The organism is Domibacillus robiginosus, assembly GCF_000966195.1.
GTDB lineage: Bacteria > Bacillota > Bacilli > Bacillales > Domibacillaceae > Domibacillus > Domibacillus robiginosus.
Window position 1 is genome coordinate 1 of sequence record NZ_LAHL01000081.1, and the last position, 20,692, is coordinate 20,692.

Annotated in this window: 16 protein-coding genes and 1 pseudogene; 3 read left to right on the top strand and 14 right to left on the bottom strand. The window is 38.7% G+C overall.

Going from position 1 to position 20,692, the window contains the following annotated elements; genetic code table 11:
- Window positions 1–606: 606 nt before the first annotated feature.
- Window positions 607–1,593 carry a helix-turn-helix domain-containing protein gene (locus tag VP97_RS22470; RefSeq protein WP_050184401.1) on the top strand — a complete coding sequence of 329 codons (987 nt, stop codon included), beginning with the start codon at window positions 607–609 and terminating at the stop codon, window positions 1,591–1,593.
- 527 nt (window positions 1,594–2,120) lie between these two features.
- Here the strand turns inward: VP97_RS22470 and VP97_RS22475 are convergent.
- The 3 genes and pseudogenes from VP97_RS22475 to VP97_RS24135 form a co-directional block, all read right to left on the bottom strand.
- Complete coding sequence (locus VP97_RS22475; RefSeq protein ID WP_082220510.1) at window positions 2,121–2,522, bottom strand: DUF3237 family protein; 402 nt, start codon at window positions 2,520–2,522, stop codon at window positions 2,121–2,123.
- Entirely contained in the window at window positions 2,507–2,614 is a 108-nt protein-coding gene (locus VP97_RS25000) for a chitobiase/beta-hexosaminidase C-terminal domain-containing protein (RefSeq protein ID WP_082220511.1), read from the bottom strand. The genes VP97_RS22475 and VP97_RS25000 overlap by 16 nt, the downstream gene beginning before the upstream one ends.
- A 47-nt stretch (window positions 2,615–2,661) precedes the next feature.
- Window positions 2,662–2,757: pseudogene (locus tag VP97_RS24135) on the bottom strand (HAD hydrolase family protein); the annotation flags it as partial.
- 227 nt (window positions 2,758–2,984) lie between these two features.
- Here VP97_RS24135 and VP97_RS22480 point away from each other — a divergent pair.
- Window positions 2,985–3,260: a hypothetical protein gene (locus tag VP97_RS22480; protein ID WP_050184404.1), complete on the top strand. Its 276-nt coding sequence runs from the start codon at window positions 2,985–2,987 to the stop codon at window positions 3,258–3,260.
- On the opposite strand, the gene VP97_RS22485 is transcribed toward VP97_RS22480, so the two are convergent.
- The 11 genes from VP97_RS22485 to VP97_RS22535 form a co-directional block, all read right to left on the bottom strand.
- On the bottom strand, window positions 3,238–4,086 hold the full coding sequence (locus VP97_RS22485) for a PRD domain-containing protein (RefSeq protein ID WP_050184405.1): 849 nt from the start codon (window positions 4,084–4,086) through the stop codon (window positions 3,238–3,240). The genes VP97_RS22480 and VP97_RS22485 overlap by 23 nt on opposite strands.
- Window positions 4,087–4,950: 864 nt before the next feature.
- Window positions 4,951–6,357: a glycoside hydrolase family 1 protein gene (locus VP97_RS22490; RefSeq protein WP_050184406.1), complete on the bottom strand. Its 1,407-nt coding sequence runs from the start codon at window positions 6,355–6,357 to the stop codon at window positions 4,951–4,953.
- Window positions 6,358–6,374: 17 nt separating this feature from the next.
- The gene (locus tag VP97_RS22495; protein WP_050184408.1) at window positions 6,375–8,252 is read right to left on the bottom strand and encodes a beta-glucoside-specific PTS transporter subunit IIABC; all 1,878 of its coding nucleotides are present in this window, start codon (window positions 8,250–8,252) and stop codon (window positions 6,375–6,377) included.
- A 1,278-nt stretch (window positions 8,253–9,530) separates the two neighbouring features.
- The gene (locus VP97_RS22500; RefSeq protein WP_050184410.1) at window positions 9,531–10,196 is read right to left on the bottom strand and encodes a YczE/YyaS/YitT family protein; all 666 of its coding nucleotides are present in this window, start codon (window positions 10,194–10,196) and stop codon (window positions 9,531–9,533) included.
- 101 nt (window positions 10,197–10,297) lie between these two features.
- A complete protein-coding gene (locus VP97_RS22505) occupies window positions 10,298–11,278 on the bottom strand; it encodes an AraC family transcriptional regulator (RefSeq protein ID WP_050184413.1) in 981 nt (326 codons plus the stop codon).
- An 875-nt stretch (window positions 11,279–12,153) separates the two neighbouring features.
- The gene (locus VP97_RS22510; RefSeq protein ID WP_050184414.1) at window positions 12,154–12,915 is read right to left on the bottom strand and encodes a DeoR/GlpR family DNA-binding transcription regulator; all 762 of its coding nucleotides are present in this window, start codon (window positions 12,913–12,915) and stop codon (window positions 12,154–12,156) included.
- A 50-nt stretch (window positions 12,916–12,965) separates the two neighbouring features.
- The gene (gene rhaM, locus VP97_RS22515) at window positions 12,966–13,280 is read right to left on the bottom strand and encodes an L-rhamnose mutarotase (protein WP_050184416.1); all 315 of its coding nucleotides are present in this window, start codon (window positions 13,278–13,280) and stop codon (window positions 12,966–12,968) included.
- A 193-nt stretch (window positions 13,281–13,473) separates the two neighbouring features.
- Window positions 13,474–14,727: an L-rhamnose isomerase gene (gene rhaA / locus VP97_RS22520; protein ID WP_050184417.1), complete on the bottom strand. Its 1,254-nt coding sequence runs from the start codon at window positions 14,725–14,727 to the stop codon at window positions 13,474–13,476.
- Window positions 14,705–16,021: an MFS transporter gene (locus VP97_RS22525; RefSeq protein WP_050184418.1), complete on the bottom strand. Its 1,317-nt coding sequence runs from the start codon at window positions 16,019–16,021 to the stop codon at window positions 14,705–14,707. Before VP97_RS22525 ends, rhaA begins: the two co-directional genes overlap by 23 nt.
- Before the next feature lie 119 nt (window positions 16,022–16,140).
- Complete coding sequence (rhaB, locus tag VP97_RS22530) at window positions 16,141–17,613, bottom strand: rhamnulokinase (protein WP_050184419.1); 1,473 nt, start codon at window positions 17,611–17,613, stop codon at window positions 16,141–16,143.
- Between the two features lie 74 nt (window positions 17,614–17,687).
- The gene (locus VP97_RS22535; protein WP_281175135.1) at window positions 17,688–19,799 is read right to left on the bottom strand and encodes a bifunctional aldolase/short-chain dehydrogenase; all 2,112 of its coding nucleotides are present in this window, start codon (window positions 19,797–19,799) and stop codon (window positions 17,688–17,690) included.
- Window positions 19,800–19,973: 174 nt separating this feature from the next.
- Between VP97_RS22535 and VP97_RS22540 the strand changes: the two genes are divergently transcribed.
- Window positions 19,974–20,690: a (Fe-S)-binding protein gene (locus tag VP97_RS22540; protein ID WP_050184422.1), complete on the top strand. Its 717-nt coding sequence runs from the start codon at window positions 19,974–19,976 to the stop codon at window positions 20,688–20,690.
- The last annotated feature ends 2 nt before the right edge of the window (window positions 20,691–20,692 follow it).

A 20,692-nucleotide genomic window follows, 5' to 3' on the forward strand; every position in this document is an offset into this window, starting at 1 on the left:
TAATTAAATTGAAATGATAAAATTATATTAATTATTAAAATACAATACGAAAAACAGATACTTAATTTTTAGAGTAAAAAAATAAAAATATCAATATACACACACATAATGAAATAAGAAGGAATAAAGAATGGAAGCAAATTGAATGATTGAGTGGACTCTTTCTTGGTTGATCCCTTATAAGGAAGAGAAAAAGGATGAGGCAGCACTCAGTCGTCAAATTGATCTTTTCGGAGAGCCGCAGACTGTTTGTGAATTTTTTTACAGGATGTGTTGGCGGACCGATTTGAAGAGAAACAACATTTAATGACCAAGGATGTTTTACTGGAAATGATCAGTGATGTAGGTGCATGTTGTTAGCGTAAACCTGTGTGGAGTTTTGCAAAGCTTAAAAAAACAGCCAGGCGGGGACCTGACTGTAAAAGCCGCTTTGATGCTCAGGAGTTAAGGTATTTTAGCGATGCAGTAACAGTATGAACGGAAGTACATATGTTTATGCCTTGAACATGTTGGAATGAAGAAAAGGAAACCTATGTGGCACTAACTTTTACCCAAGAAAAAAACGAATCAATACATTGTTTTATCAAATAAGGATGTGTGATAGCCATGCAAATAAACCAGGAGAAATACTATTCAACAAAGGAAGTCGCAGAGATGATTGGCCGTTCTGTTTCTACGGTCCATGCGTATGTCCAAGAAGGAAAACTAAAATCTGTAGATGATCCATGGGGAGGTCACCAAGGGCTTCTTTTTTCTAAAAACGAAATTGAACGGCTGATTGAAACCATGCCCAAAACGCCAGAAGGATTAACCTTAAACCAGGCAGCAGAGTACCTGCAGACAAACCGGAATTTCATTGCGGCTTATATTAAAGAAGGAATTCTTCCCTCTTCTGAAGGACAAGTTAAAGGGCGTACTATTCCCCTTATTACAGAAAGTGACCTAAAAGAATTCAGTGAGCTGCACGAAAAGAAAATCTGGGAAGACCGGCTTTCACAGCGGCAATACTACAACAAAAAAGCGAAAGAAGCCGTGTACCAGCGCTTTTCATCTCCTTCTATTCTGGAAGCACGACTTATGCGCAAAGGTTTAGGCGACTGGTACTTTATTGTGCCGGGAACTGATGATACATTCAGCTATATGGAAGGGATCTACACACATAGGCTAACACCTGACTATTCCATTGAAATGGGCAAGCGCAGCACGAAGCCTGGATACGCGGTACTTAATCTGCCGGCCGTCTATTCCCTGACCTATCAAGTGATGGATCTGCTTTATCAGCAGGTGCCAGTGGCCAACATTTATATGGAACGGTTAAAGGATCGGTGGATCATTCATATGAAAGATGCCCGGTTAAACGGTGTTTCGGTTGAAATAGCCGACTTCATTAAACGGTCAGCCAAACAAGGACGCGTTCGGTATGTTTCGGAGTATGAGGCGCTTAGCATTGAATCGGAGGAGGAATTGCTATCAGTTTCATTGTCAGTCGATATTAAGGACTGGCTTCGAAAAAAAGGAGAACAGGAAGGTAAGAGTATGCAGGATATTGCTGCAAAGGTTCTTGAAGAAGTATATCAACGAGACAAACAGTGAATCAATAACGTTAGTTAATGAGACAATCCAGATATTAAAAAAACAGCCTGCAGATTTCTTTATGACCCTTATTAAACAAAAAAGAGTGGAGGAACTCGACTCTTTAAAAGTTCACTTATTTTATCTTTTTACGACTCTTATAGTTGTTAATTTACAACTTTAACAGTTTGGCGTATCTGTCTAGAAAAGCTTTTCATGGTTAACTGGGATTGCGGGACGCATTTAGAAGCTGGATCGCTTCTTTCAGACATTAATATAGATAGGCAATTGAAAACAATACAGTCTATCCCTAAAGTCCGCTGCGTACAAAGCAAGTATTCCAGCTAGCTGACACCTAATATGGTAACCATGATATTGTCCTTATAAGTTGCGAAGGGGATTTCTTGTTTTCTCACATAGGGCACAAGATAAAGTTTACTTCGGAAAACAATCAAGAATAACCGATAAATTAAGAATATACAAAGCACATATCGCTGATTCCAAATAGTCAATAAAATGGATGTAATGTGTGGGATTATTCTTCAGTTTTATTTTATTTCATAAAACTTTATATACACACTCGCTGGTTGCCTCGGTTCTACGGTAGCTAAAAATAAAGAATGGGTAAGCCAGCTGTATTTTTCTCCAGCCACTTCAAACCTTGGAATGGTTCTAAAATAAAACGTTTGAGGTTCATCAGATTGTCCACGGATAATCCCTTTGTTCACTATGTATATCTTGTTCCCATCGTTAGTTTCAAGAGTATAACGTGCTTCAATTTCACGAACTCCATCAGAACGTACAATCTGCCAATCTGCGCCTCCCGGAAGAACCATACCCTTAATTTGTGGGCCTTCAAAGGCACCTCCAGTTATCGGAATGATACGTCTAAACCCAGCGGGAGTGGGACCGACCTCTTGCATTTCTCCTAATTCTACTGATGCTTCCATTTTATTATATATACTTTACTGGAAGTAGTTGGTGTTGTCCTATCCGTTGTATAGTAGATTGTAGCACCCGGGGTAGGAGTATACAGCTTGATATAGCGTCGAGGTGCTACAGAGTTTTATTTTGGTAATGCTTGCACAGTCTAGCTTTTCGAACGGCAAATTTAGCTGATTCCGGAATCACCCCATTATCATTCACCAGCGTTCCATCAATATCAATGAAAATAATTTTTTGCAAATTCTCCCCTGTTGTCTATATTTTTGAACAAAAAATTAGCACCGCATTCCCCTTCAAAATCTACGATTTAGTGGGGGTTAGACGCTAAGGCTTTTATTGTTCTTCTATCTTTTTATTATACCGATTGCCGCTTCCTATTCATCATCATTTTTCTTTTTACAATTGACTTCCATTTTGATACGATCAACGTATCATAAGGACTACAAAATAGAAAGGAGGGTTTGATCATGAAAGTTGCGAAGGCACTGCTGCACAAAATTATAAACCAGACCAAAATCTTCAATGCTACGCTGGATATTTCCAATGATGCTTTGGCTTATATAATTGAGGTTATTGACAAAGAGTTTAATGATACTGAACGACTAACGACAAAGTCGATTGTGACGGCAGTGGAAAAATTAATTCACGCAACTAAATCAAACCCTCTTCCAATATTCCTGTTTACTGCATTTAGGTTTTTCATCTGTTCTCCTTTAGCCTCTATCCAAGTTGGTTATAAGTAATTAATCTGTGGATGTGCACTGCCAGATAGGCAAGTTCATCATTTGGGATCGTTTTCCCATTAACTTGTTTTATATATTCCCTAACCTTAAAAGCAACATCCATAGCCTGTGGATATAAATTCGCCATCTGCTCAAATAGCAGATCGCTTTCATCATTCAACATCTTATCTGCATAGAAACGTTCTACAAAGAATTTAACATGGGTGATGAACCGGCTATAATGAATATTATCTTCATCAATGTTTATACTCAACGTATACCGAACAAGGTTAACAATACTTCCAATCATTTTGGCATATCTCATACCGTCTCTGGACTCTTTTTGTTCCCCACGAGCGTTAATTAAATGGAAAGCGATGTTGGCTGCTTCTTCCTTTGGCAGCTCGATCTCGAATCTCTCATTCATGAGTTTCACAGCAAGTTTTCCAATTTCAAATTCTTCCCTATAATAATTTTTAATTTCCCAATAAACCCTATTCGTAATGTTTATATTCTTTTTATATCTCTCAACGGCAAAATTCAAATGATCCATTAATGTGAAATAGATCCCTGTATTCAGCTTCGTACTTAGTTTCTCTTCAGCGTAGCCGACAATTTTCTGTGTGATTTCTATAAATACAGGAGGAATGGCATCCAATAAGCCAAGAAACTCTTTCACTTTAACATTTTCAATCGGTATAAACATTTGATCAGCCTGGCGTTCTTCAATGATATTGCCGGCTTTTTGTCCGTAACCAATCCCTTTTCCAAACAGAATAAACTCTTTTTTTTGTTCATCTTCTGCCAACACTACACTTGAATTCAGTACTTTTTTGACTTTGATCATTATAATCACCTTTTCACTAGAAAGCTGGATTATTAATCCGAGCCTCACCATTATTTCTAACTAAACAATCCTACATCTTTTAGACATATAAGATGTTAAAAAGTAATTTTTATAGACATCTAATTATGACATTTGTTTAAAATTTAAAGGCCTGCTTTCCTATATAAAGAACGTCGTCGCGTGGTATTAATGTGTATCTTTTTTCAATACTTTTTTCCTTCGTAATATATAATTACTTTAACCTAGCTTTTTTATAAAAATATTGTTACCTAATAATCTGTTCGGTAATTATAACGTAGTAGAGAGAAGGGATGTTTCTTTATCATATGTGAAAGTAATATTTAAAACAGATTATAAACCATTTTCCCTATACCGTAATTAAATAATAAGCAAGAAAAGTATAGAAAAATAAAAATATTAGAAGTGAAAATAAACAAAAAAACAGTTGTTAGAAAACGGTTAGAAAACCAACACATGCAATAGATACTGCAGTCTGAATCAATGCAAGGCACGTTGTTTCGAACCTTTTTAAGATGTATACAGATAATTAAATACATTTTGTAAGCATTTCAATTATTGTTTTTTATTTATAAAGGAAAAAATGCAGCCACTAATATAAGTTTTAATAACCTCTTATTAGTAGCTACATATCTATTTGTATGGGTCTTCCCCAGTATCTATACAGCCTGTTATTGTAACCTTAAAGAGATGGAAAAGCAGTTAATATATCTAAAGGCATATACTTTTTCTTACCCCTATACTTTATAGTGTTCTCATTACTCACTCCTGAAGACCATAATTTTTAATGTCATATACTATCTCTTATCAAACTTATTTTCATATGGGTTTAGAAAACATTAATCATTACTCTAAATCTTCCCCGTTCGACTCAATTACTTTCTTATACCAGTAGAAGGAATCTTTTCTTCTACGTTCAAATGTTCCACTACCATTATCATCCACATCTACATAAATAAAACCATATCTTTTTTTCATTTCACCAGTGCTTGCGGCAATAATATCGATTGGCCCCCACATGGTGTATCCCATTACCGGAACTCCGTCAATCTCAATCGCTTTCTTTATTTCTTTGAGATGTGCCCGTAGATATTCGATCCTATATGGATCATGAACACGTCCGTCTTCTTCTACTTTATCAACAGCCCCCAGGCCATTTTCAACAATCATTAAAGGAATCTGATAGCGGTCATATAAGAGATTTAAGAGATAACGAAGACCCATGGGGTCGATGGTCCATCCCCATTCAGTAGTTGGCAGACATGGATTTTTATAGCCCGTTTTTACACCATTAAGACCTTCAAAATCCAAGTTTGTTTCCTTTCCAACTACATGAGTCGCATAATAACTGAACGATAGGAAATCAACTTTTCCTTTCAGTAATGCCTCCTCGTCGCCGTCCTGAACAGGCAGCATAATTCCTCTGCGTTCGAATTCTTTTAATTTATAAGCTGGATAATAACCCCGGCATTGAACGTCGCAATAAAATAGCATTTTATGCATAAAATCAGCAGTTGCCTGCACATCTTCCGGGTCACTGCTGTTCGGGTAAGCAATGTGCCCGGCATACATCATCCCCACTCTATTATCGGGATCAACACTGTGAGCCAGTTGGACAGCTTTGGCGCTGGCTAGAAATTGGTGATAAGCCGCCGCCATTTTTTTCTGTTCATCATTTGAATCAACTCCACCAGCCATCCAGGGCTTTGTAGACATAACATTAATCTCATTAAACGTAAGCCAATGTTTCACTTTGCCTTTGTATCGATTAAAAACGGTGCTGCAATACCGCAAATAAAAATCGACCACTTTGCGGTTCTCCCACGAGCCATATTTGAGTAATCCAAGCGGTGTTTCAAAATGAGAGAGGGTTACCAAGGGTTCAATCCCATATTGACAGCACGTATCAAAGACTTCACCATAATACTTTAATCCCGCCTCGTTAGGTACTTCCTCATCTCCATTTGGAAAGATCCTTGACCAGGCAATGGACATGCGATAACATTTAAATCCCATTTCTGCAAACAGTGCGATATCTTCCTTAAAACGATGATAATGGTCAACAGCTTTGTGGCTCGGATAATAGTTTCCTTCCACTATACCATCTGTAATTTCTCTAGGTACACCATGGACACCTACTGTCATGACATCTGCTGTACTTAATCCTTTTCCATCGCTTAAATAAGCCCCTTCAGCTTGATTAGCAGCGGTTGCACCACCCCATAGAAAGTTCTCAGGAAATCCTCTCTCCATACTCAATCTCCTCCAATTTAATTTCCTAGCGAGGTTACCAGCATCAACGATCCATTGTGATCAGCATGCTTTACATCCTCGACTTTTACTGAGTATTGCTCCTGATTTGTTACTACAGCAATTGTCACTGGATCAAATCCTTCTTCAACGATCTTGTCAAGATCAAACTTCACTAGTAAATCGCCAGCTTTTACCTCATCTCCTACTTTCACTAGAGACTCAAAATGTTTTCCGCCTAGCTGGACTGTATCGATGCCAATGTGGAATAATAATTCAGCTCCATTTGCTGTTTCCATCCCTAATGCATGATTGGTATTAAAAACCATTTTAATTTTCCCATCAGCCGGTGCGTATAGTTCCCCCTTAGAAGGAATGACAGCAATCCCATCTCCCATCACTTTGGTTGAAAATACAGCATCATTAACTTCAGACAGAGGGATCACTTTACCTTTAACTGGGTTTTTAATACCAACTGCATTACCTGTATATAGACCTTTGTTAATTGTTTCTTCTGTATTCTCAGCCTTACCATATACTGAAGTTTCAGCTTGTTCCTTGGATTCTTTCCACGAAATGAAAGTAATCACAAAAGATGTGATAAAAGAAATAGCAACGCCTGCAAGAGCAAAAATGAAATTCTTACTGTTATTCGGATCTATAAATTGTGTTATACTTGCAACACTAGGATTCACCATAGCAAATGAGGTAAGAGCAAATACACCAGTAAAGATACCGCCTATTAAACACGAGAATACAACACTAACCAGTACACGCTTTCGCTGCAATGTTATTCCATAAAGTGCTGGTTCTGTAATACCAAATAGTGCTGAAATACCAGAAGATACGGATACAGATTTCAGTTCTTTATCTTTAGTACGCAGAGCAACTGCAAAAGATGCACCGCTTTGCGACAAATTGTGAACTAACAATGCAGGTGAGAACAGCATTTCTTTTCCAAGTCCAGTAAATGAAGATATGATATATGGCATGGCGGCCTTATGCATACCTGTGGCAACAATGAATGGAAGACCTGCCGCAAGAAGACCTACTGCAATCCACCCAACTTTGTTGAATATAAACAAGATAGCAGATGTAAACACTGTTCCAAGTTGAAATCCTAGTGGCCCTAGAAATAACAGCGTCATTGGAACGGTTAAAAGGAGAGCCATCATTGGCACAAAGAAAACACGAATTGGCTTTGGGGCAATCTTAGTGAAAAATCTTTCCATATAGGCATAGAAAATGACACCTAATATCGATGGAAATACCTGCGATGCATAGTTAACATTTGTTATAGGAATAGAGAATAGACTAGCTCCCTCAGCCAAAATTTTTGTCATATCAGGAAGTAGAAGTATACTCATAGCTGCTGCTGCAACTAAATGATTAGCCTTCAATTTTGTTGCTGCTGTGATGGCCACCAATATTGGGAAAAAGTAAAACACGGCACTACTAATGGAAGTTAAGATAAGAAATGTCTGTCCTTTCTCATCTATAAGATTAAGCATTGACAATAATATTAAAGTTGCTTTTAAAACGCCGGCACCTGCCATTGCTGGAACAAGCGGTTGGAATACACCTACTATAAAGTCTAAGACTACAGCTCCGATTTTTTTCTTGCCTGACGCAGGATTATTTTGTGCTTGCTTGCCAAAACTGCCAAGTTTCATCATTTCATCATATACTTCATTAACATTGCTTCCAATAATGATTTGACACTGTGCTGCCATAACCACTTCAAGAACTCCGGGAATTTTTTTAAGCGCTTCTTTATTAACCTTGTCTTCATCATTCAATGTGAAACGAAGTCTTGTTGCACAGTGTCCCAAGTGATTGACATTATTTTCTCCACCGACATATTCTAAAATGTCAACTGCTGTTTTTTTATAATTCATTCTCAATGCTCCTTTACGAGTTTAATGCGCTTACACTCTGGCCGAGAACATAAGCTAACAAAAAAAGCAGGATCCCTAAAAACAATATAATATCGTATTGATATTAAATCGTTTTTATGGATCCTGCCTGCATTACCAGTAACATGTCCTGTTATTTTATTGAGTTGATTATAATACATTTAAATATAATATACAAGGGGGTAATTATTACTTTTTTAAATTTTTTAAGCGTATGTCCACATACTGCTGTATTTAAAATGTAGACAGAGTCTACATGTTAGGTCTCAAATTTATATTAGGGTCTAGTTAAATTAAAGTACTATAGCGTATTAGTACTTTATTATGGCCGGAACCGATCACACTTTCAGCTACATAAAAGGCACCTCAACACATACATTAATCCCTGACTATTCCATTGAAATGGGCAAGTGCAGCACGAAGCCTGGATATGTAGTATTAAATCTGCCGGCCACCTTTTCACTTACTTATCAAACGATAGATTTGCTTTATCAGCAGGGTCAAGCGGCCAATCTCTATATAGAACGATTAAAGGACAATGGATCATTCATTTAAAAGATACACGGTTAAATTGTGTTTCCTATTAGTAAACCGATTTTATTAAACGCTCCGCTAAACAAGGACGTGTTGGAATATGGGGCACTTAGTATTGAATCGCTGGAGAAATTGCTGTCGGCTTTTGTTAGAGGATATTAAAGACTAACTGCGAAGAAAGAGGGCTAAACAGACGGGCAGGAGTATGCAGCATATTGCTGCAAAAATCCTTAAAGGGGTGTATCAACGAGACAAATAATGCATGAAAAACATTGGTTAATAATACATTGATTTTGTGCAATATTTTTTGACACAAAATCATAGAATGGTGGCAAAAATAAGCTGTTCACAAAAACATCTCAAAAACAATCATTTTTGAGATGTTCCAGATATTAAAAAAACAGCCCTCAGATTTTCGAAAAGATGCCTCTTGTAATGTGTATCTTCTTGCACACATATTAATATATATCACAAATCTATTTTAAACTTTGTTTAATGCAGAATTGTGCTTTTATAATAACTGTTTTTCTCTACTCAATTCTCCTTTAAGCTAACAATGATATCACCTAGTCATTTGCAATGGTATTTCCCACCATCAGCACCCAACAAAACTGAACATAAATACCAAAATAAATATAAAAAATTACTTGGCCTCTTACAGAAGTAGTTGCGGGACCCGCCTGCAAATGAAATCGCTAGTGCACAGGTATTCATAGCCAATCTTATTTAAATAGGGTTGTTTTCCGTCTTAAGACGCTTAGATATATAAAGAAATCTTTTTACAGCACAGTCTATTTTTTTCAGGAAGTGTTGTGTTAAAGGGCCTAATATAATAACGCAGATAATCGTTCCTATTCCAGCAACCCCTCCAAGCATTATACCCACTATGACAAATATAGCGTCAATAACTATTCTCACTATGCCGTATGATTTACTCAATCTGTCGGCTACTGCCAAATAAACAATATCGTTTGGAGCAATACCTAAATTCGCTGATTTTAAAACAGGAAACCCAATTGATACCGGCAAACAGGCCAAGACAAAAAGCAGCATGCTACCCCATAAGCTTAAATCATTTGGAAATATAACATCAACAATTTTAACATGAAGATTTAGGAATGTACCTGTCAGACCAATTGATAGTATTGTTCCGATATTTATATTTTTTTTATCAATTAGGAAAACAATTATACATATAATAAGCGTTAAAAACCTGTTCGCATCCCCGATATTTAGATTAAAAAGGTTGGCTACTCCCTGTGAAAAAATAGTAAATGGATCTGCCCCGATACCAAGGTTAATGAAAATTGCTACGCCGAAGTTAATTATGTTAAGCCCCAGTATAAAAATAATCATTCTTTTTATGAATAGTTTACAGTTAAATGTGGTCACACTCGTTTTCTCCTTTCAATACCTACACATTTTACAACGTGGGATAATGAAAAGATAAGCACCCCTGTTTCACAAAAATGTATCCTTATTTTCATTTCTAATTACTTTTTCGATCTGTTTTTGTCTCGTTGACTGAGCTTATATTCTCTAGGAGTCTGTCCATATTTTTCTTTAAAGATTCGATAGAAATAGCTCGTATTTTCATAGCCGACAGCATAACCTATGTCTACAATCGACAAGTTAGTGCTGTTCAGAAGAAAACTAGCATGGCTTAACCGCTTCTTTTGAACATGTTCTGTATAGGTATTCCCTGTTAATCTTTTTATCATCCGGCTCAGCCAAAGCAAGTCACACTGCATAATTTCTGCTAAAACAGACAATTCTCCCTCACGGTAATTTTCTTCAATATATCTTAATACGGTTAATAACATGTCATGTTCATAATTCCCGCCAGACGTAACTTTGTCAGTATGGTTCATCAACTGTAAAAATAATAAACCCATGGTAATTTGATTAATACTTCGCATTTCTTGTTTATCATTCATAATTGTCCAAATAAGATTTTCAACAAGATTTTGAATAGGTAATATACCTGTGACTTTAAAATGTAAATATCCAATTTGCTTATTGTTTGTTTTAAGGCAACTAACAATAAAGTCTCGTATTAAGTTATTTTCATCTCCTATCATTTTTAAAGGCTGATCAAAAAATTCAGGCAGTACAATAAAATTAACAGCAATATCATTTTCAAGCGCCGCCATAATTTCTTGTGTTGCATTTTGGTTTAAGAACAATAGCTCCCCCTGATTAAGAACAACTTTATTTCCATTTATAATATGTTGGGTAGAGCCCTCACACATATAAACAACTTCAACATAGTTATGAGTGTGAGCTGGAAAGTGCACAAACCTCGTATGAGGCCTTACTTGTATTAATTTTCCATTTTCTAATAATCTTTTGTAGTCGATTTCCTTGGTAGAAGAATTAATATATAAATTCTTAATAATGCCTGTGTTTCCTTTCAAAATTTCCTGCTCTTCATCTGTCAAAGTCCTTAATAAATTGAGTAATTCTTTATTCACCAGAGTACCTCCGTTTAAAAAAGAACGTTAAAATTGATAATAAACTAGTCATTGGTTCAATTGACAATAATTACGTCTTATCCTGGAATACCTGTAATGATCCCATATCATTTTTTATCTATGTGATCCCTTCGCTCATTTTATACTTTACAGGGTCACCGATAGTTCTTCATCAATTATTTTGATATTTTCACCTGTATTTTCTACTAGTATCAAGATTCATTCCAGTAACTTTTACTTTTCACTTTAATCCTCCATTGTAAGTAATCAAGTGAGTATGCGCCTATCTGAAGGTGGATTTTACTAAAGCCTTGAAACGCTGGTGCTAGTAGATATACTGTAAAAAGTTCATTCTACCCGTTTTAATCATATGGAGGTACCAATAAAAACTCTTTTTCTTATAAGGATTTAAACAGTCGTTTCCTTTATTGTCTTTATCGTTATAAAAATAGACATATCTTTTTCATTTCTCCTGTAGAAGTACTGATAAGATCAATGGGACCCTCAATCTCTGTATCCGAGCTAATGCATCTGCTTGAGTAATAACTAAACCCGCTATAATTCAAAGCATCAGTGGATTATTCACGTCTATAGAAAGACCATGCTCAGTATCTTCATCGGCTGCTAACTATATTGATATGTTTTTTATATAAGTGTAATTTGAATTTTGCACATAATTATTCATGATCATATAATGCCATTCTTTTTTCTTTCTAAGCACAAAAACACACCGAACACTCTCTTTTTTAATTATTAGCCACGCAAGTTCTTAAAATGAACATCCTGCTATTATACTGATTTAACTTGATTAAACAGTAATATAAAAAGGGGGATGTTCTTTCCCCCTTACTAATGAACATTGTATGTAGCTCTCTCTATTGTACAATGGTCAATTTTACATTTCTTTCTTTGAGCACTTGCTGTGATACTTCATCAATTTCCTTATCTGTAATAACTTCGTTCACTTTACCAGGAGGCACAATTAACGAAAAAGCCCGTTTGCCAAACTTTGAGGAATCTGCCATCAGAATAATTTCATCTGATCGCTCAATCATTTTCTTTTTTAACAGCGCTTGTCCTTCGTTAGAATCACTAAGCCCCTCTTCTAGGTGAATGCCTTTGCACGATAAAAACACTTTGTTTACATGGTACATCTCTAGAGATCTCTCTGCTAATGGACCAACGTAAGATAAAGACTTCGGCAACAACATTCCTCCGGTTGAAATAACTTCTATTTTTTCTTTTTTACTTAACTCCATGACAACTTTTATTGAATTGGTAATAACCGTGAGCGGCATGTTTGGCAAAATTTTGGCCATTTCCCAAGCAGTTGTACTCGCATCTAACATAATCCGATCACCTTCTACAATTCGCTTTGCAGCTTCGTATGCGATCGCTTTTTTTTCTTTTACGTTTGTAATTTCCCGTTCAGACACATGAATTTCTGCTTCATCCTCCTGCACACTTACAGCACCGCCGTGACTGCGCAGAAGTTTACTTTCTTTCTCGAGCTTTTCGAGATCACGCCGGATTGTTTCTTCCGTTACGGAAAAAATATCACTTAATTCTGTCACTCGTATACTTGATCGTTCATTAACGAGCTCCACAATTTTTTGCTGTCTTTCTGCTACTAACATACCTTTGCTCGCTCCTGATCTTTGTCTAGTTTTATTCATTGTATCATGTATCATGTTAGATAAAATACGTCTTTCAATTCCACTGCCACTGGACTCTTATCAGGATTTGTTTCCATAAGTGGCTCCATGTATGCCCACCATTTTCGGCAAATGTCCGTCTCCGCCATCTTAACCCATTTTTCTTCGCTTTCAATCTCTAGATATGCAAATAGCTTGCCTGTAGCTTCCTCTAAGAAAATCGAATAATTATGTGCACCGTGTGCCTTCAGCTCGGCTGCCATTTCTGGCCAAAGCTCATTATGCCGCTTTTTATATTCTTCATATTGATCTTTATATACTATCATGACAGTCGCTTTACGAATCATCTTTAAACCTCCATTTATTTTTGTTTAGCCTTAAATTATTTTTTATTTTATTTAATCCTCAAATTGTATAACTGTTGTTTCACTAGATTTGGTTCGTGTGATAAAAATATCAAAAGCTTCTCTATTTCAATACAATTCATAAAAAAATCATAATAAAAAGACAGAGAATTTTTTAATCCTCTGTCCGTATGAATCAACGTTTTGATAAAACCGCCTCTTCATATTGTTTTACTTCATCCAGCCATGCTTCTTTTACTGGCACATTCATTTGCTCGCAGTAGTAATCCCAAACCGCCCCAAATGGATATGTTTTAAACTCTTCCATAAGCGCCAGACGATCCGTAAAATTACCTTCCTCCTGTAGCTGTTTCAAATAATCATTTGGCACCAGAAGAGCATACAACAGCGCTTTAATCATGTTGCGTGTACCAATTGTCCATGCTGCTACACGATTAATACTCGCATCAAAGAAATCAAGGCCAATAATCACTTTGCTAAGCGCATCATTACGTACAATCTCAAGCGCAATTTCGCGAAGCTCGTCATCCAAAATAACGACGTGATCACTGTCCCAGCGAACCGGACGCGATACATGTAACGCCAATTTATCAGAATAAAGCAGCATTGATGAAATTTTATTCGAGACGGTTTCTGTTGGATGGTAATGCCCTGTATCAAGCAGGCATAATTTATTATTTTTCAACGCATAACCAAGGTAAAACTCATGTGAACCAACCACATATGATTCGGAACCGATACCAAATACCTTGCTTTCCACCGCATCAAGATGGTATTGTTCATCAATATCTTCTGTGAAAATCTCGTCCAAAGATTCTTTTAATCTTTTACGCGGCGTCAGACGGTCACTCGGAATATCTTTATAGCCATCCGGAATCCAAACGTTTGTTAAACAAGGAGTACCGAGCTCACGGCCAAAATATTCACCGATTTTACGAGAGGCGATACAGTGATCAATCCAGAACTTCCGGATTTCCGCGTCTGGGTGGGACAATGTTAATCCGTCCGCTGCTTTTTCATGTGAAAAGAGCGTTGGGTTAAAGTCAAGACCGAGCCCCTGTTCTTTCGCCCATTTTACCCAATTGTCAAAATGTTCGGGTTTTAACTGGTCTCGATCTACTACCTCTCCGTTTGTTTCTGCATACAGTGCATGCAGATTAACTCGATGCTTCCCAGGGATAAGCGACAGTGCTTTTTCCAAGTCAGCTCGAAGCTCTTCAGGTGTTGTTGCTTTACCCGGGTAGTTTCCTGTTACATCAATACCACCGGACAGTTCACTTCTGTTTACTTCAAATCCGCCAACGTCATCACCCTGCCAGCAATGAATCGAAATCGGCACGCTCTTCAATGTTTCAAGCGCTGCATCGACATCAATTCCCCATTTTGAATACGTTTGTTTTGCTTGTTCATAACTTTCTTTTACCGACATTTTCTTCACTCCTCACTAATTTTGATACCCCATAACGTTCCTGTTGAATTTGTTCGAGCGTTTTGCCCCTTGTTTCCGGTGCCATCATAATACCGATAACTGCTGCAACAATTAGGAAGCCTATCATAACCAGGCCGGCCGTTTTAAATCCAAGTACCGTAATCATTGTCGGTACCGCCAGCGAAATCACTCCAACAGCTACCCTAGCAATACTAAACAAAAACCCTTGTGCTTTCGCACGATATTTTGTGTGAAACAATTCTCCAGCCCAAAGCCCATAAAAAGCTTGAGCGCCAAAACCAGCTGCAATTCCCCAAAGAGTAACAAAAGCAAATAATTCAAACATTCCCATGGATCCAAACGTGAGTACAGCCCACGCTATAATCCCCATTACAGCACCAATTCCATAAAGTAATTTCCTGCTCATTTTGTCTCCAAATTTAATAAAGACAAAATAAGTAGATAAAACCGTTAGAATCCATAAAAATGCTTGCAATAAATTAGCTTGGGCAGATGTTAGACCGCCAACCGTTTCATAAATGTATGGCATAAAATAGCCCATAACACCAGCTACTAAATTCCAAAATACATAAATACCAAGCAACAACACTATTGCTTTACGATTAGCTGGAATTGTGAATAGCTCTTTTATAGAGCTTTCTTCCTTCACTCCAGCTTTTTGTCTCTGACGTTCCCGCTGCTTTTCTTCTTCCCATATTGTTGACTCGTTAATTTGCTGCTGCATGATCCATGTAATAAGCGCAATGATAAACAGCTGTATAAAGATAAGTCTGCTTCCTATAAGTCCCATCGGGGCCAATGCCACTGAAAGGAGTAGTGAAATGGCGGGACCAATCGACCAGGCCAGTTGTCCCCATCCAACACGGGCTGCACGTTCCTTTTCAGGTGCTTCTTCTGCGATGTATGTCCATGCTGCTGGAATTGCAGCACCTACTGCCACTCCAGTAATTACATATCCAAGCAAAAGCATTGGAAAGTTAAGTGAGAATGCAATTAATAATACTCCAATCATATAAACAATCAAGTCATATTTATAGATAAGCTTTCGTCCATACTTATCAACCAATATCCCACCGAGCAACGCCCCTATTGCAGAGCCAAAGCCGTTGGCACTCAACGCTCCTAACAGGCCAAGCTTAAAATCATCCAAGTTTAAGTATTCCATCCAAAGCGTGAGGCCTCCAGCTCCCGCAACAATAGACCCTGCTTCTAAATAGTTAGACATCGCTACAGTAATGGTAGACTTTAGGCTGCCTTTCTTTGATGTTTCCATTTTGTATCCCTTTCTCGATTATACGGTTCTATTTAAACAGATCGCATATCTTGTTTTTAGCGTTTATCCAAAATGTTTTCAGCTACTCTATAACCCGCTACACTGCGACTTCTATTCGGTCATTCACTCTCTTTTAAAGTCAGCTTCAATCTATTTGAAATAGATTGAAAAGACTGAATCAATTTTTCACGGTTTAGGGAGTTTGAATGAAACGTTTGCATCGGAAAAGATTGTTCGATCAGTTTTCTTCCTTCTGCAAGATTTGATACTTCTCCCGCAGCAATGATTTGCATAATAAGATTTCCTACCGCCGTTGCCTCTGAAGGTCCCGCGTATATCGGTATATCACTCATATCTGCTGTCATTTGGTTCAACAAATAGTTATTGGATCCACCACCTACAATGTGAAGCCGGTCTATCTTTTTATTTGTAATCTCTTCCAAGTCTTTGATCGCAATAGCGTATATGATAGCCAGATTGCTGAATACACAGGCAGCCAATTCCCCTGCTGTTGTTGGGATAGGCTGCTTTGTTTCACGACAATAATTCTGAATTTCTTCCACCATATTGGCTGGATTTAGAAAGCGATCCTCATTAAAATTAATAAACTGCTGATAAGGCTTAACCTTTTTCGCTTCTTCTACAAATTTACTGAAATTATAGTCCTGAGGTAAATGACGGCGTACCTCCTGTATGACCCACATGCCCATAATATTTTTCAAAAATCGGTATGTGTTGAATACACCCCACTCATTCGTGTAATTATCTTCATATGCTAGTTTTGTTGTAATCGGTTTGGCAGATTCAATGCCAAGAAGCGACCAGGTACCGCTGCTTAAATATCCCCACCCTTCTCCAAAACCTGGGGTTCCGGCAATAGCGGAAGCGGTATCATGAGATCCTACAACAAAAAATTCACAATCCGGCAAATCGTATTCCGGAAATCTGTCTTTTAATAATGGTCCTAATTTTTCTCCTGGCTGCACTAATGGTGGGAACTGCTCACGTTTTAATGAAAGAAGATGAAGTAGATCTTTATCAAAATCCTGCTCTTGTATATTCAGAAGCTGCATTGTTGACGCATTTGTTGCTTCTGTTACAGCACGTCCAGTCAAGCAATAACCCAAATAATCCGGAACGAGCAAAATATGTTTTGTTTGTTCCAATAGCTCTTTTTTCTCTTCGTACAGCTGGTACAGCGTATTAAAAGATAAAAATTGAATACCAGTTTTTTCGTAAATAGTTTCTTTTGAAATCAATTTAGATATTTTCTCAATGGTATGTTCCGTTCTGCTGTCCCGGTAAGAAACTACTTCCTGCAGACGCTCACCCTGCTCATCAATTAATACATAATCCACTGCCCATGTATCAATCCCTGCCGTTACAGAAGTAAAGCCAAGCTTTTTTGTCTCCGCAAGCCCTTTCACAATTTCCGTTAATAGGTGGTTGATATCCCAATAATATGTACCATTTTTCTTAGAAAACCCGTTGGCAAAACGATGCACTTCCTTCATGTCCAGCTTGCCATTTCGGATTTCGCCAATAATTAAACGTCCACTAGACGCTCCAATGTCAATGGCCACATGCGCCATTCTCATCACTCCTGCTTTTTAAGAAGCAGGAGACATTTCTGGTTTCATCCAAAAATGCTCCTGTGTTCTTTTTATTATCGTGTAAATGCTGCGGGTACTCCGCCATCGACTGTAATCATGCAGCCCGTTGTTTTGTCAGCTTTCGATGAAGCGAAAAACGCAATAGATTCCGCAATGTCAGACGGATAAATGTTTACAAGCAGCGTCGTGCGCTTCCGGTAATGCTCTTCCAGTTGATCTGGTTCAATGCCGTATGCTGCCGCACGCTCATTGCGCCAGTTGGAGCCCCAAATAGCCGACCCCTGCAGCACGGCATCCGGCAGCACCGAGTTTACACGAATGCCAAACTCGCCGCCTTCTGCTGCAATACAGCGGGCCAGGTGTGTTTCAAGCGCTTTTACGGCACTGTAAGCCGAAGCATTTTTCCCCGCATACACAGAGTTTTTCGAACCGACAAATACCATGTTGCCGCCGATACCCTGCTGTTTCATTTGCTTGAACGCTTCACGCGCCACAAGGAAATAGCCTGTGCCAAGTACATTCATATTTAAATTCCATTCTTTTAAAGTTGTTTCGTCAAACGGGCTCGATGTGGCAAGACCAGCATTATTCACGATGGAATCAACACCACCGAATGCAAGGGCTGCTTGCACGAAAGCCGCCTGTACTTGCTCTTCGCTCGTCACATCCATTTGAACGGCAACCGCACGCTGTTCGTTGTATTGTTCATTAATTTCCGCTGCGACTTTTTCTGCGCCTTCCAGATTTAAGTCAGCAAGTACCACATGGGCTCCATCGGAAACAAGAAGCCGTGCTGTTGCGCTTCCGATTCCGCCTGCGCCGCCTGTAATAAACGCGACTTTGCGGGAAAATTCTGCTTCAGCCGGCGCCAGAGACAACTTGTACAGCTCCAGCGGCCAGTATTCTACGTTATAGGACTCGTTTTCACTTAAGGATACAAATTCACCAAGAGCTGTTGAGCCTTTCATAACCGCAATCGCACGATGGTAAAGACCGCCGCTCACATTCGCCATTGTGATGTTTTTTCCGGAGTTTACCATCCCGACACCCGGAATAAGCGTCACACGGGGAGCTGCCTCAAACATGATATCGCCTTCATTTTTGTTGCGTTCAAAATACTCTTTGTATTCGGCTTTAAACTGTTCTACACCTGCTTTTACTTTCTCGATCAGCTCTTCTGTCGTGCCGTTCTGTGGATCCCAATCAATATAAAGCGGCTTCATTTTAGTATGAACAAGATGATCCGGGCAGGCCGCACCCACTTGTGAAAGCGTGCCGGCATTTCTGCTATTGACAAACTCAAGCACATCTTCTGCATCATCATAAGTAAGAATCATTTTCTTTTCATCGCTGACTGCACCGCGGATCACTGGCATCACAGCTGCCAATACGTTTTGGCGCTCCTCTTCCGTTAGTGACTCATACACCTGGCCGCCAAATGCTTCTGTTTGTTTTTGTTTGTTTTGGATATAGCTTTCTGCTTCGTTAATGATATTGATGGTTTGGCTGTATGCTTCTTCGGATGTTTCTCCCCATGTAACGAGTCCGTGTTTTTCCATAAGGACAAGCTCAGCATTTGGGTTGTTTCTAACACCATCTGCGATCATTTTAGATAAGGTAAAGCCCGGGCGCACATAAGGAACCCATACAAAACGGTCGCCGTAAATTTCTTTGGCAATCTCTTTCCCATTGTCCGCGCAGCAAAGGCTGATAATCGCATCTGGATGAGTGTGATCCACGTGTTTAAATGGCAGGAACGCATGTAAAAGCGTTTCAATCGACATACGCGGATGCTTGCTGTCGATCATGCAATGCGTCAAGTACTCTACCATTTCTGCATCCGGCATTTCATCGCGCTCAATAAGTGGACGGATATCTTCCAGGTTTAAGCCGGTAAAATTCCCTGCTTTCATTGTGGCTAAATCGGAACCGCTTCCTTTTACCCACATCACTTCAATATCGCGGCCCCGGAAGTCCTTTTCGATTGTTTTCATAGATGTATTGCCGCCGCCCCAGTTGCATACAGCGCGGTCGGAACCGATTAGATTGGAACGGTAAACCAGTTCTTCTACACCTGACTTCGATGCTGCTTCATTAGATTCCCACAAGTTTTTGACCATGTTGTTTTCCTCTTTTCTAATCTTTGTTTTTGTTTGTTTGATCATAACACACATTTGTTTTTATTTGAATAGTTTTTTTTATTTTTATTTTTAATCTTATTATCCTCTTATTTTCTTTGTTTGTTTTTATTTCAGTTTGTAAAGTTGTGAGTTTTCATATATGATAGAAAAAAACAAAATACAGGTCATCAGATGACCTTACTTTCGAGGTGAAGCAACGTGAAGGTTACACTTTTTATTACATGCATCGTCGACATGTTCCAGGCCGATGTAGGCAAAGCAACGGTAGAAGTGCTGGAACGCCTTGGCTGCGACATTGAATTTCCGATGGGGCAGGTATGCTGCGGACAGCCGGCTTACAACTCGGGATATGTAGAAGAATCAAAAGATGCCATGAAAAAAATGATTACGACATTTGAGAACGCGGAGGTTGTCGTCACTCCATCCGGATCATGTGCCACGATGTTTAAAGAATACCAGCATATTTTTCATGATGATCCCGTCTGGCGTCCGCGTGCGGAACGATTAGCCGCAAAAACCTACGAACTGACTGAATTTATCGTCAATGTGCTGAAAGTCGAAAATGTCGGCGCAAAGCTAAATGGTGTGGCAACTTATCACCCGTCCTGCCATATGACACGGCTTCTTGGTGTAAAAGATGCGCCGATGACCTTGCTGAAAAATGTGGAAGGGCTTCGCTTTGAACCGCTGCCAAACGCACATAACTGCTGTGGTTTCGGCGGAACATTTTCAGTGAAAATGGGCAATATTTCGGAGCAGATGGTAGATGAAAAAGTCGATTCGACCGAACGAACAGGAGCTGACTTTTTAATTGGAGCCGATGGCGGCTGCCTGATGAATATCGGCGGACGTATAGAACGAAGAGGAAAACCTATCCGCGTGATGCATATCGCGGAAGTGTTAAACAGCCGGTGAGG